Origin of the sequence: Cellulomonas sp. Leaf334 (assembly GCF_001424195.1) — a bacterium.
Taxonomy (GTDB): domain Bacteria; phylum Actinomycetota; class Actinomycetes; order Actinomycetales; family Cellulomonadaceae; genus Cellulomonas.
Genome location: NZ_LMOO01000001.1, coordinates 68,669 through 81,533, shown reverse-complemented (window position 1 = coordinate 81,533; position 12,865 = coordinate 68,669). Strand labels below are relative to the sequence as shown.

Genomic DNA, 12,865 nt, shown 5'->3' with positions numbered 1-12,865 from the left:
GCGGCGACACGCCCGACGTACGGTCAGCGAGCGTGATGCAGGCGCGCGCAGACCGGGTACCCAGCGATCGGGGTCCGATGGAGCTCCTCCCGGAGACGGCCGAGGCGCTGAGGCGGCTCGGCGAGTCCAGCGACGTCGACCTCGTCGCGCTCGTCGCCGACGCCGGCGCCCGCGTCGCCGCCGAGGTCCCGTCGTGCGTCGGCTTCAGCTACTGCCTGGGGTCGGAGGACCTCACGTTCACCGTGGTCGCCACCTCGGCCGACTCCGCCGTGCTGGATGCCGCGCAGTACGTCGAGGACGGACCGTGCCTCGAGGCCGGCCGCGACGGGACCGTCGTCTCCGTCGAGGACGTGCTCGACGAGGACCGGTGGCGCGTGTTCGCGCGGACGGCGGCGGCGCGTGGTGTCCGCTCCTCGCTGTCGCTGCCCGTGCTCGACGACGGTGCGCTCGTCGGCACGGTCAACTTCTACGCCGCTGCACCCGGGGCGTTCCTCGGCCACGAGGTCCGGCTCGCGGCGATCGTGGGTGCCAGCGCCGGGGTCGCCATCACGAACGCGGACCTGTCGTTCCGGTCGCGCGACGACGCGCTCGCCGCACCTGCACGGCTCGACGACCTCGCTGTCGTCGACCAGGCGGTCGGCGTCCTGGCCCACTCGCAGCGCCTCGGCATCGACGAGGCCCGGGCCCTGCTGCACCTCAGCGCGCAACGCGCCGGCATCGAGGACGTCGACGCCGCGCGTGCGCTGGTCCGTCCGTGAGCACGACCGAGGAGACCCCATGAACGACAGCGCCCGAGCCGCCGCGATGACCGAGCTGCAGTCGCTGCTGCTCACCACGCCCGGTGTCGACGACTTCGTCGACGGGGTCGCCCGCGCGGCCGCGCGGCACGTCGGCGCGGCCAGCTCGGCGACGATCACGTTGCGCCGCGACAAGCGGCCGACACTGGTCGCCGCGAGCGACCCGCACGCCGCCGTGTGCGACGAGGTCGAGTACGCCGCGGCCGACGGCCCCTGCCTGACCGCGATCGAGGTGGGCAGCACCGTCCACGTGCCCGACGTCGCGCAGGAGACGCGGTGGCCGGCGTGGCGCTCCGCGGCGCAGGAGCATGGGTACGGATCCGCCGCCGCCCTGCCCCGCGACGTCCGCCCCGGGGTGCAGATCGCGCTGAACCTCTATGCGGTGGGGGCGTACGCCTGGGACGACGACGCCATCGCCGTGGCGGACATGTACGCCGACGAGATCGCCCGCACCGTCGAGCTGTTCCTGCGCAGCGCCGACCAGGCCGAGATGAACGCCGACCTGCGCGCCGCGCTGGTGTCGCGGGCCGTGATCGACCAGGCGATCGGCGTGATCATGGCGGAGAACCGGTGCACCGCGCAGGACGCCCTGGCGATCCTGCGCAGCGCGGCCCAGCACCGCAAGGTCAAGCTCCGTGAGGTCGCCGCCTCGATCGTCGAGGCCGTCACCGGCAGCCCGCCGGAGAACCTCGGGGCCTTCCGGGCCCGCGTCTGACGGATCCGTCGGCTCGGGTGGCGGGGTCGCCCGAACGGAATTAACGTCCCTCGTGCTGGACCGGCACGGTCGGTCCCGCGCACCGTCGCCCGGGACAGGACACGTCGCCGGACAGGGGACTCCGTGCGGAGCCGACGCGCTCACGCACCACGACAGCTGGCAGCAGGACGCCGCAGCGGCGCCCTGCACCCCATGCGGACGATCGCGCGAAAGCAGCCTCGCGTCACGTCGGTCCCTCGACCTGTGCGCCCCCGCGCGCCCCGGTCGTCGCGGACCCGTCCGCCGACCCGACAGAGCGAGACGAGGCACCCTCATGAGCGACCACACCAGCCCCTACCCCCAGCACGGCGCGCCGCCGCCGAGCACAGCCGACGCGGCCAAGGAGCAGGCCGGCACCCTGAAGGACAAGGCCACCGACGCCGGTGGGCACCTGCTCGGCGAGGCCAAGGGTGAGGCCGCCGCGGTCACCCAGGAGGCGCGCCGCCAGCTGGACGACCTGTGGTCGCAGGCCCGCACGGAGGTCTCCGAGCAGGCACGAACCCAGCAGAGCAGGATCGCCGGCGGCCTGACCGCTGTGGGCTCCCAGTTCTCCCAGATGGCCTCAGCGCCCGACGAGCAGAACCTCGCCACCGACATCGTGCGCGAGGTCGGGCAGCGGGTGGACGGTCTGGGCCAGTGGCTCGAGAACCACGGACCGGACGAGGTGCTGGCCGAGGTCCGCAGCTTCGCCCGGCGCCGTCCCGGCACCTTCCTCCTGGTCGCGGCGGGCGCAGGCATCGTCCTGGGCCGCCTGACCCGGGGACTGAAGGACGCCCCGTCCTCGCCGCAGCAGGCAGCACCGACCTCGGCCCCGACCGTCCCGGTGCGCACCTCGGTGATGCCCGAGCCTGTCTCCGAGCCGCTGCCGGTGTACGCGGACGTGGTCGAGGAGCGCCCGCGGTTCACGGACGAGCTCGCCTCGCCGGTGCCCTCGACCGGCTGGGACCAGCGATGAGCGACCCGCTGGACGCTCCGCCGCGCCAGTCGGTGGGTGACCTGCTCGGTGAGGTGACCCGCGACCTCTCGACGCTCATGCGCCAGGAGGTCGCCCTCGCCAAGGCCGAGGCCACCCAGTCGGCGAAGGCGGCCGCCAAGGGCGGATCGATGTTCGCCGGTGCCGCCGTCGCCGGGCACTTCGTCCTGCTCTTCCTGTCGATCGCCCTGTGGTGGGCGCTCGGCGACGCGATGGACTCGATGGGCTGGTCGGCCGTGATCGTCGCCGTGATCTGGGCGATCGTCGCAGCCGTCCTGGCCGCCCGCGGCAGGGCCGAGACCACGCGGGTGGGTGGGCTCCCCCAGACCACCGACACCGTCAAGAAGATCCCCCACGCACTGCACGGCCACGAGGAGAAGAACGCATGAGCACCGACCCGGACCAGATCCGCGAGGACATCGAGCGCACGCGTGCCGAGCTGAGCTCGGACGTCGACGCCCTGACCGACAAGGTCAGCCCCACCCAGGTCGCGCAGCGGCAGGCCGACAAGGTCCGCTCGGCCGTCTCGGACGTCAAGGAGAAGGTGATGGGCGGCGTCTCCGACGGCGTCGACGGCGCCGGCTCCGCAGCGTCGAGCCTCGGTGGGACGGCTGCCGGGCTGCCGCACGCCGCGAAGGACAGGGCCCGCGGCAACCCGCTCGCCGCCGGTCTGGTCGCGTTCGGTGCCGGCTGGCTGATCGCCTCGCTGCTGCCCGCCACCCGTCAGGAGCAGCAGCTGGCCACGGCGGCGAAGGAGCAGGCGGCCCCGCTGGTCCAGGAGGCGAAGGACGCAGCCCAGGGCCTCGCGGAGAACCTGCGCGAGCCCGCCCTGGGGGCCGCGGCCGCGGTCAAGGACCGTGCTACCGAGGCCGGCGCGTCCCTGAAGGACGAGGGGCGGTCCGCCGCGTCCGACCTGCGCTCCGACGCCACCCAGGCAGCGGACGACGTCCGTGGCGCCCACGCCGCGAGCAGCGACCAGCCCGGCATCTAGGAGCCTGCGTGGCGGGGCCCAGCGCCCCGCCACGCGGCGCAGGACCGAACCACACCCATGGGGAGACCGACCGCATGCACGACACGTCCAGCACCCGCAGCACCGAGAAGGCCGCCGCCCCGGCGCCGGAGGACCCGCGCAAGCCCGACTCCCCCGACGACATGACGAAGCGGTCCTGGCTCTACGTCCTGCGCAAGACGCTGCGCGAGTTCGGCAAGGACCAGTGCACCGACCTCGCGGCCGCCCTGACGTACTACGCGGTCCTCGCGATCGCCCCGGCCCTGCTGGCCGTCATCTCGATCCTCGGCCTCGTGGGCGACCCGGAGAAGATGGTCGCCGACGTCCTCACGATCGCCGGGGACGTCGGCGTCTCCTCGGTCGACGACACGCTGAAGCCGATCCTCACGCAGCTGACGGAGGCGCCCGCTGCCGGGTTCGCGCTGGTCTTCGGTCTCGTGCTGGCCCTGTGGTCGGCGTCGGGGTACGTCGCGGCGTTCAGCCGGGGCATGAACCGGGTGTACGAGGTCGACGAGGGCCGCCCGATCTGGAAGCTGCGGCCGGCGCTCCTCGCCGTCACCGTGGTCCTGGTCCTGATCGCCGTCGTGATCGTCACGGCCGTCGTGCTGTCCGGTGGGGTCGCCCGCTCGGTCGGCGAGGCCCTCGGCCTGAGCGACGTCACAGTCACGGCCTGGAGCATCGTGAAGTGGCCGGTGATCATCGCCCTCGTGGTGGTCGCGATCGCTGTCCTCTACTACGCGACGCCGAACGTGCAGCAGCCGAAGTTCCGGTGGATCAGCCTCGGGGCGATCGTGGCGCTGGTCGTGTGGGTGCTCGCGTCGGCAGGGTTCGGCTTCTACGTCGCGAACTTCGCCAGCTACGGCGACACGTACGGCTCGCTGGCGGGGGTGATCGTGTTCCTGCTCTGGCTGTGGATCACCAACCTCGCCCTGCTCTTCGGGGCGGAGCTCGACGCGGAGGTCGAGCGGGGCCGCCAGCTGCAGGGCGGCATCGAGGCCGAGAAGACCATCCAGCTCCCGCCGCGGGACACGCGTGCGAGCGAGAAGAAGCAGGCCAAGCAGGAGGAGGACGTACGGCTCGGCCGTGCTCTGCGCCAGTCGCGCGGGGCCGAGAACAAGGACGACGACGCCTGACCCGGAGGGAACGCCATGTACCTGCACGTGCAGCGACTCATCAACGACATCGAGGCGGACGAGCCGGACCCGGCAGCAGCGAACGCCCTGCAGGAGGGTCTCGGCGGCCAGTTCGGCGAGATGCGCACGATGATGCAGTACCTGTTCCAGAGCATCAACTTCCGCGGGAAGAGCGGGAAGCCGTACCGGGACCTGCTCCAGGGCATCGGCACCGAGGAGATCAGCCACGTCGAGCTGATCGGCACCACCATCGCGCGCCTGCTCGACGGCTCCCCGCGGTACAACGGCAAGAAGACCGACCCGCTGGACACGCCCGGCGCCGGTGGTGCCACCCCGCTGGAGTCCGCGCTGGACGCGGGCAACATCCACCACTACCTGGTCGCCGCCCAAGGCGCACTACCGGTGGACGCCGCGGGCAACCCGTGGTCCGGGTCCTACGTCTACAACTCGGGCAACCTCGTGCTCGACCTGCTCTACAACCTGATGCTCGAGTCCACGGGCCGCCTGCAGAAGTGCCGGATCTACGAGATGACCGAGAACAAGACGGCCCGCTCGACCATCTCGTACCTGATCGTGCGCGACCAGGCCCACGAGAACGCGTACGCCCGCGCGCTGGAGACCCTCGGCGTGAACTGGGCGTCGCTGCTGCCGATCCCGAAGACCAACGCGGAGAAGTTCCCCGAGGTCAAGAAGCTGGTCGATCTGGGGCTGCAGAGCAAGCAGTACACATTCGACCTGACCGCGTCCTCGGAGGCGGGCCGGATCTTCCAGGGGATGTCCCCCTCGAAGGACGGCACCGAGCTCGACGGCACCGAGCAGGCGCCCGCCGGCGTGCCGTCGGAGATCGCCGACGAGCGGTTCGAGGAGTTCTCCCCCGGCCTCGACACCGATCTGCTCGCGCTCATCCAGGCGACGGCCGACCTGGAGATGGCCGAGCCCGCGCCGCCGCTGTACGGGCCGGTCCCGCCGGAGAAGAAGCCGGCGAAGTAGCAGGACCCGAGTCGGCCGCGTCCGGGGCACCGAGCCCCGGGCGCGGCCGTCTCGCTGTAAAGTCTCGTATTCCGACCTGCCGTGTCCACATTAAGAGACGGTGCTGTTGCCGGGGCCCGCAGACGGCCATCCTCATCCCATGCAGACCCGCCGCGCCGCCTCGACGTGCTGTCACGCCGTCCTGGCTTCCGCGCGCCCCTGCTGTCCGCGGAACGTCTGAACGCGGCACCGTCCCCCGGCCGCGCGTCCGACGCCCGGCCCTCGTCGATCCCCACGACGACTCGGCGTGACGCGTGCGCCTCCACCCCGTCCCCCGCGGAGGACCCACCCCATGGCGCCCAGCCGGCCCCATCTCGCTCAGCACGCGCGCACCGAGCCTGCGCGGCGATGTCGTCGTCGACGACCGCCCGCCCACTCGACCCGCGACCCCCAAGGACCTGACATGACCGCCCGTCCCGCCCGTCTGACCGCCGCCCTCCTCGCCGCCGGCCTCCTCGCGTCCCTCGGTGCGTGCGCCTCCTCCGCCGCCGAGGAGCCCGGCACGGACACGACAGCCGACTCGTCCGCGGCACCCGCGGACCTCGCGGAGGCACCGGAGCTGCGCCTCGGCTACTTCGCCAACCTCACGCACGCCGTCGCCCTCGTCGGGGTCGACGACGGCACCTACCAGGAGGCGCTGGGCGACACGACGCTCACCACCTCGATCTTCAACGCCGGTCCGGCTGCGGTCGAGGCCCTGTTCGGTGGCGCGATCGACGCGACGTTCATCGGCCCCAACCCGGCCATCAACGCGTTCGCGCAGTCGAACGGCGAGGCCGTCCGCATCGTCTCCGGTGCGACCTCCGGCGGGGCGCAGCTGGTCGTCCGCGAGGGCATCGACTCCCCCGAGGACCTCGTCGGTGCCACGCTCGCCACCCCGCAGCTGGGCAACACCCAGGACGTCGCGCTGCGCGCCTGGCTCGCCGAGGAGGGGCTCGAGACCTCGCTCACCGGTGGCGCCAGCGACGTGACGATCGCGCCGCAGGAGAACTCGCAGACGCTCGACCTGTTCAAGGCCGGGCAGCTGGACGGTGCGTGGCTACCGGAGCCGTGGGCGTCGCGGCTCGTCGTCGACGCCGGTGCGCACGTCCTGCTCGACGAGTTGGAGCTGTGGCCCGACGGCGACTTCGTCACCACGCACCTGATCGTCGCCACGGAGTACCTGTCCAAGTACCCGGGCACCGTCAAGAAGCTCCTCGAGGCCGAGTACGCCACGTCCGAGTGGATCGCGGCGAACCCCGACGAGGCCAAGACCCTGTCGAACACCGTGATCGAGAAGCTCAGCGGCAAGCCGCTCTCCGCCGAGGTGCTGGACCGCGCGTGGGGCAACCTGCGGATCACGCTCGACCCGATCGCCGCGAGCCTGCAGACATCGGCCGACCACGCTGTCGAGGCAGGCACCTCCAAGAAGACCGACCTGCAGGGCATCTACGACCTGACCCTGCTCAACGAGGTGCTCGCCGAGAACGACCAGGAGCCGGTCTCCGACGGCGGCCTCGGGGCGTCGGGCACGTGACCACCACCGTGACGGCGGTCGACGGCCAGGGCTCCACGGCCCCGGCCGCCGTCGCGGCGCGCCTGACCGGGGTGACGCACCACTTCGGCGAGGCGTCGCGACCCCCGGTCCTCGACCGCATCGACCTGACCGTGGCACCGGGCGAGTTCGTCTGCCTGCTCGGGGCGTCGGGCTGCGGCAAGTCGACGCTCCTCTCGCTGGTCGCGGGCCTGGACCAGCCGGTCTCCGGCACCGTCGAGGTCCCCGGCGGCCGGCCGGCGCTCATGTTCCAGGAGCCCGCGCTCTACCCGTGGCTCACCGCCGCGGGGAACGTCGAGCTCGCGCTGCGCCTGCGGGGCGTCGCCCGGGCGGAGCGCCGCGAGGAGGCGCAGCGCCTGCTCACCCTCGTCCGGCTGGAGGGCTCCGGCCCGAAGCGCGTGCACGAGCTGTCGGGCGGGATGCGGCAGCGCGTCGCCCTCGCCCGCGCGCTGGCCCAGGAGGGCGACCTCCTGCTCATGGACGAGCCGTTCGCGGCGCTCGACGCCATCACCCGGGACGTCCTGCACGAGGAGCTCACCCGCATCTGGACCGAGACGGGACGGGCCGTCATCTTCGTGACGCACAACGTGCGCGAGGCGGTCCGGCTGGGGCAGCGCGTCGTGCTGCTCTCCTCGCGCCCCGGACGCGTCGCCCGCGAGTGGTCGGTCGACATCCCCCAGCCGCGCCGCATCGACGACCCCGACGTGTCCCGGCTCAGCGCCGAGATCACCGAGGACCTGCGACAGGAGATCGCCCGCCATGGCCACTGACACCTCGGCTCCCCCGACCCGCAGGACGGCGGACGACGACCTCGCGGCCGGCCTCGATGCGCTCGAGACACCGATCGCCGCACCCCGCAGCTCCGTCTGGCGGGCCGCGTGGCGGGCGGTCTGGCCCGTGCTCGCCGCCCTCGGCGCGCTGCTCGTCGTGTGGCAGGTCGCCTACCTGCTGGAGCTCAAGCCGCCCTACGCCCTGCCCAGCCCGGCGGACACCTGGCATACCCTGCTCGGCACCATTCAGGACGGCTCGGCGTGGCGCGCCGTCACCCTCAGCGTGCAGCGCGCGGCGGTCGGCTTCTCGATGTCGGTCGTCGTCGGCGTCGCGATCGGTGTCGCGCTGGCCGCGTCCCCGCTCCTGCGCCGCGCGTTCGGGCCGATCATCACCGGCCTGCAGTCGCTCCCGTCGGTCGCCTGGGTGCCGGCCGCGATCATCTGGTTCCAGCTGACCGACGCGACGATGTACGCGGTCATCCTGCTCGGCGCAGTGCCGTCGATCGTGAACGGCCTCCTCGCCGGGACCGACCAGGTGCCTCCGCTGTACCTGCGCGTGGGCCGGGTGCTCGGCGCGACGGGCTGGACGCGGATCCGGTTCGTCCTGCTGCCCGCCGCGCTGCCCGGGTTCCTCGGCGGGCTCAAGCAGGGGTGGGCGTTCGCGTGGCGCTCGCTCATGGCCGCCGAGCTCATCGTGCAGACCGGCCTCGGCACCGGGCTCGGGCAGATCCTCGACCTCGGCCGGGTCACCAGCGACATGTCGTTGGTCATCGCGTCGATCGGGCTGATCTTCCTCGTGGGCATCGTGATCGAGCTCGTCGTCTTCGCGCCGCTGGAACGTCACGTCCTGCACTCCCGCGGCCTGACCGGGCAGGCGTCGGCCCGCTAACCGTCCGCCCGGCTGGGGAAGCACACGTCGCACCAGTGGTACCCGGCCGGGCGCGCACCGACGGGCTGCCGGTTCCGGGTCGCGATCCTCGACACCCACACGCACGGGTGGTCGAGGGAGTGCGTCTCCCGCGTCCGGCGGTTGGCGAGCAGGCGCTCGCTGTCGGACGACACCGTCACGCCGCACCGCGGCTCGCTGCCGAGGCGGTGGAAGCCACCGAGGAACCCGCCGGCGAAGAACTCCTGCTCCGAGGTGAGGTCGAGCTCGGGCGGGACGAGCGACGACGGCACCTCCACCGCGAGGTTCGTCGCCAGCTCGGGTGGGAGGTACCGGGCGAAGAACATCGTCACCAGGTCCGCGGTCGCCCCCGCGATCTGCGTGCACGCGCCGCGTCCCGGCCGGCACGGGAGGTCGACGTCCCCGAGGTAGTCCCAGTGCGTGCCCTCGTCGAACACCACGCGGTGCCGCGGCCGGTGCATCGCCTGCCACTGCGCCTCCGTGAGCTGGCTGAACAGGTCCAGGTCCATGCCCCACACCAGCAGCGTGGGAAGGTCGAGCAGCGGCAGCGGGAAGAGTGACCCGCCGTACCAGTCCTGCCACCCGCCGCTCAGCCCGGCGAACGCACCGATCTCGCGGCCCACGGCGAACCGGGCACCCAGCATCGCGCCGAAGCTGTGCCCGACCACACCGGTCGCCGGGGGCGGCAGGAGCACGTCCGCGTGCTCCCACCCCGTCCGCACCCAGTCGAGCACCGCGTCCAGGGTGGCCTCGTCCGGGTGGTCGGGCACGGACGGGTTCTGGCCACCCTCGTTGCCGGCCAGACGCGGGACGACGACCACGTACCCGCTGCGCGCGAGCATCGCGGGCACGAGGAACCAGCGTCGGTAGTGGTCGGTGTCCTGGTGGCAGTGCCCGTGCGCGAACAGCACCACCGGGTACCGCCCGCAGCCCTCGAGCAGACGCGCGGACTCGACCGCTCCGTCAAGGCTGGGGAAGAAGATCCGCAGGTCGACCGGAGCACCGTCGGCCGGTCCGAGGGAGCGGACGCCCCAGAACACGGGCGCGAGCGCCTGCGGCTGCCACCCGATCGGGCAGCTGGGCGGCGGTGGGACCGGTCTGTCGACCACCTGACCAGTGTGCTCCGACGGCTAGCATGCGTCGATGCGCAGCTCACTCATGCAGAACGCCGAACGGTCCACCGAGCCCGGCAGCTTCGTGCTCCAGAACGAGCGGATGCTCAAGGTCGACCTCGCCGGAACGGGCGGGTTCTTCTACGCGAAGCAGGGGTCGATGGTGGCCTACCAGGGCGACGTCGACTTCAACTACCAGGGCAGCGGCGGCGTCGCCAAGATGTTCAAGAAGGCCTTCACCGGCGAGGGCATGTCGCTGATGAAGGTCTCGGGCAGCGGCGACGTCTTCCTGGCCCAGGACGCCGACGAGATCTTCATCATCCACCTCGAGGGCGAGAGCGTGACCGTCAGCGGCTCCGCCATCCTCGCGTTCGAGAGCACCCTGACCTGGGACATCAACCGGGTCGAAGGCGCCTCGATGCTCAGCGGAGGTCTGTTCAACACCACCTTCACCGGCACCGGTGCGCTGGCCGTGACCGCGTACGGCACCCCGGTCGTCCTGCAGGTCGACGTGCCGACCTACGTGGACATGCAGGCAGCCGTGCTGTGGTCGACGTCGCTGCAGTCGACGGTCCGCAAGACCGCGAAGATCGGGGCGGTCATCGGGCGCGGCTCCGGCGAGGCCTACCAGCTCGGGCTCGTCGGGCAGGGCTTCGTGGTCGTGCAGGCCTCCGAGGGCCACCCCGTCGTGAACCAGGGGTAGCTCTCAGAAGACCGGCTTGCCGCCCGTGACCCCCAGGACGGTGCCGGACACGTAGGACGCGGTCGCGTCCGCCGCGAGGAAGACGAAGGCGGGCGCGACCTCGGCCGGCTGTCCCGCACGCCCGAGCGGGGTGTCCGAGCCGAACTTCTCGACCTTCTCCGTGAACTGCGTCGCCGGCTGCAGCGGTGTCCAGATGGGTCCCGGTGCGACGGCGTTCACGCGGATCCCCCGCGGTCCCAGCTCCGCGGCCAGGTTGACGGTCACGTTGTTGATCGCCGCCTTGGTCGAGGCGTAGTCCAGGAGCGTCTCGGACGGCTGGTACGCCTGGATCGACGAGTTGTTGAGGATCACGCCGCCCTCGCCCATGTGCTCCAGCGCCGTCTGGGTGACCCAGAACAGCGCGTACAGGTTCGTCTTGAAGGTCCGGTCCAGGTCCTCCGAGGAGATGTCCGCGATCGACTCGCGGCGCGCCATCTGGAACCCGGCGTTGTTCACCAGGACGTCGAGCCCGCCCAGCTCGGTCACCGCCGTCCGCACGGCTGCGCGCGCGGACTGCTCGTCCGTCAGGTCGGTCGGGATCTGCACGCACCGGCGACCGGCCTCCTCGACCCAGCGCGCGGTCTCGTCGGCGTCCTCCTGCTCCTGCGGGAGGTACACGATCGCCACGTCGGCGCCCTCCCGGGCGTACGCGATGGCGACCGCCCGGCCGATGCCCGAGTCGCCGCCGGTGATCAGGGCCTTCCGGCCGGTCAGGGAGCCGTGGCCCTCGTAGCTGGACTCCCCGTGGTCGGGGGTCGGGGTCATGGGCTCCGTGAGCCCGGGGGGCTGCTGCTGCTGTGCGGGGAACTGGTCTGGCACGGGTGCTCCTGCGAGGTGCGTCCGTCGCGTCGCCGGCTTCTTCGGCTGCTTCATCGTCGGCCGCGGGGACCCCGCCCGCATCTCGACGCGACGGGAGCGGCCCACCAACCAGGTGGACCGCTCCCGTCGTCCGGTCAGCGACGGCGGCCGGAGCCGGCGACGATCGCCACACCGATCGCGGCGAGGACCACCTGGAAGAGCAGCTCGATCCAGTCGATACCGTCCGTCGTCTGGACGCCGACCAGGCCGGCCAGCCAGGTGCCCAGGAGCGCCGCGACGATGCCGACGATGATCGTGACGAGGATGGAGATGTTCTGCTTTCCGCGGACGACCAGGCGGCCGAGGACGCCGATGATGGCGCCGATGATGATCGCGGAGATGATGCCTGCGGGGGTCATGATGAGGCTCCTCACGGTGATGGTGCGCCGGGTACGGCGACGAGTGAATCTAGGGGCGATTCGCCAACTCCGCGCGCTGAGACGAGAGGTTTGTCCGGGTGTGAGCATCCGCATAGGTACGTCGGGGTGGTCGTACGACCACTGGGAGCACGTCCTCTACCCGCCGGGGCTCCCCTCCGGGGAGCGGCTGGGTCGCTACGTCCAGGAGTTCGACACGGTCGAGCTCAACGCCAGCTTCTACCGCTGGCCGCGCGACTCGACGTTCGCCGGGTGGCGACGCCGGCTCCCGCCCGGGTTCGGCATGTCCGTCAAGGCGTCGCGCGGCCTGACCCACGCCAAGCGGCTGTACGGGCCGGAGGCCTGGTCGGACCGGATCGCGCGCTCGTGGCACGAGCTCGGGGACCGGCGCGAGGTTCTCCTCGTCCAGCTGCGGCCGGACCAGGAGCGCGACGACGCCCGGCTGGACTGGTTCCTCCGGACGCTGCCCGGCTGGGTGCGGGTGGCCGTCGAGCTGCGGCACCCGTCGTGGCAACACGACGACGTGTTCGCGATCCTGGAGCGCCACGGGGCCGCCAACGTCGTCATGAGCGGCGCCCACCTGCCGTGCGTGCTGCGGGCGACCGCGTCCACCGTGTACGTGCGGCTGCACGGCCCCGACCACGACCACCTCTACGGCGGCTCCTACTCCGACGACGACCTGCGCTGGTGGGCGGACCGGGTCCGCGAGTGGTCCGGCGCCGGCCACGACGTCCTGCTCTACCTCAACAACGACGGGGACGGGAACGCGGTGCGCAACGCCCGCACGCTGCGCCAGCTCCTGGGCGCCTGACCTGCGTGTCCGCCGCTCGCCGCGCGCGGACGACGAGCCGGACCTACGCTCGCCTCTCG

General features: G+C 72.2%; 15 protein-coding genes. 12 read left to right on the top strand and 3 right to left on the bottom strand.

The genetic code is table 11. From position 1 onward, the window contains the following. Positions 1-77: 77 nt before the first annotated feature. From ASF78_RS00400 to ASF78_RS00355, 10 genes are all read left to right on the top strand, one after another. Positions 78-758 (top strand): GAF and ANTAR domain-containing protein, encoded by a 681-nt coding sequence (locus ASF78_RS00400; protein ID WP_056583615.1) that lies wholly within the window; start codon positions 78-80, stop codon positions 756-758. Positions 759-777: 19 nt separating this feature from the next. Beyond that, the gene (locus ASF78_RS00395) at positions 778-1,512 is read left to right on the top strand and encodes a GAF and ANTAR domain-containing protein (RefSeq protein ID WP_156373988.1); all 735 of its coding nucleotides are present in this window, start codon (positions 778-780) and stop codon (positions 1,510-1,512) included. A gap of 313 nt (positions 1,513-1,825) precedes the next feature. Next, positions 1,826-2,506 carry a hypothetical protein gene (locus tag ASF78_RS00390; protein ID WP_056583609.1) on the top strand — a complete coding sequence of 227 codons (681 nt, stop codon included), beginning with the start codon at positions 1,826-1,828 and terminating at the stop codon, positions 2,504-2,506. Beyond that, entirely contained in the window at positions 2,503-2,913 is a 411-nt protein-coding gene (locus ASF78_RS00385) for a phage holin family protein (protein WP_056583607.1), read from the top strand. Before ASF78_RS00390 ends, ASF78_RS00385 begins: the two co-directional genes overlap by 4 nt. Next, complete coding sequence (locus ASF78_RS00380; protein ID WP_056583601.1) at positions 2,910-3,515, top strand: DUF3618 domain-containing protein; 606 nt, start codon at positions 2,910-2,912, stop codon at positions 3,513-3,515. Before ASF78_RS00385 ends, ASF78_RS00380 begins: the two co-directional genes overlap by 4 nt. Before the next feature lie 74 nt (positions 3,516-3,589). Continuing rightward, positions 3,590-4,666: a YihY/virulence factor BrkB family protein gene (locus tag ASF78_RS00375; RefSeq protein WP_056583599.1), complete on the top strand. Its 1,077-nt coding sequence runs from the start codon at positions 3,590-3,592 to the stop codon at positions 4,664-4,666. Positions 4,667-4,681: 15 nt separating this feature from the next. Next, positions 4,682-5,656 (top strand): manganese catalase family protein, encoded by a 975-nt coding sequence (locus ASF78_RS00370; RefSeq protein WP_056583597.1) that lies wholly within the window; start codon positions 4,682-4,684, stop codon positions 5,654-5,656. A 442-nt stretch (positions 5,657-6,098) separates the two neighbouring features. Next, entirely contained in the window at positions 6,099-7,211 is a 1,113-nt protein-coding gene (locus ASF78_RS00365; RefSeq protein ID WP_056583595.1) for an ABC transporter substrate-binding protein, read from the top strand. Positions 7,212-7,273: 62 nt separating this feature from the next. Continuing rightward, on the top strand, positions 7,274-7,999 hold the full coding sequence (locus ASF78_RS00360; protein ID WP_235518476.1) for an ABC transporter ATP-binding protein: 726 nt from the start codon (positions 7,274-7,276) through the stop codon (positions 7,997-7,999). Beyond that, positions 7,989-8,888, top strand: coding sequence for an ABC transporter permease (locus ASF78_RS00355; protein WP_056583587.1), 900 nt, complete (start codon positions 7,989-7,991; stop codon positions 8,886-8,888). The genes ASF78_RS00360 and ASF78_RS00355 overlap by 11 nt, the downstream gene beginning before the upstream one ends. On the opposite strand, the gene ASF78_RS00350 is transcribed toward ASF78_RS00355, so the two are convergent. Continuing rightward, positions 8,885-10,015 (bottom strand): S9 family peptidase, encoded by a 1,131-nt coding sequence (locus ASF78_RS00350; RefSeq protein ID WP_056583584.1) that lies wholly within the window; start codon positions 10,013-10,015, stop codon positions 8,885-8,887. The genes ASF78_RS00355 and ASF78_RS00350 overlap by 4 nt on opposite strands. 34 nt (positions 10,016-10,049) lie before the next feature. On the opposite strand from ASF78_RS00350, the gene ASF78_RS00345 reads away from it, so the two are divergent. Then, a complete protein-coding gene (locus ASF78_RS00345) occupies positions 10,050-10,721 on the top strand; it encodes an AIM24 family protein (RefSeq protein WP_056583582.1) in 672 nt (223 codons plus the stop codon). A gap of 3 nt (positions 10,722-10,724) precedes the next feature. Here ASF78_RS00345 and ASF78_RS00340 read toward each other — a convergent pair whose 3' ends face one another. Both ASF78_RS00340 and ASF78_RS00335 read right to left on the bottom strand, forming a co-directional pair. Then, the gene (locus ASF78_RS00340) at positions 10,725-11,633 is read right to left on the bottom strand and encodes a glucose 1-dehydrogenase (RefSeq protein ID WP_056587815.1); all 909 of its coding nucleotides are present in this window, start codon (positions 11,631-11,633) and stop codon (positions 10,725-10,727) included. Positions 11,634-11,713: 80 nt separating this feature from the next. Then, complete coding sequence (locus ASF78_RS00335; protein ID WP_055915150.1) at positions 11,714-11,977, bottom strand: GlsB/YeaQ/YmgE family stress response membrane protein; 264 nt, start codon at positions 11,975-11,977, stop codon at positions 11,714-11,716. 100 nt (positions 11,978-12,077) lie between these two features. On the opposite strand from ASF78_RS00335, the gene ASF78_RS00330 reads away from it, so the two are divergent. After that, entirely contained in the window at positions 12,078-12,806 is a 729-nt protein-coding gene (locus tag ASF78_RS00330) for a DUF72 domain-containing protein (protein WP_056583579.1), read from the top strand. The last annotated feature ends 59 nt before the right edge of the window (positions 12,807-12,865 follow it).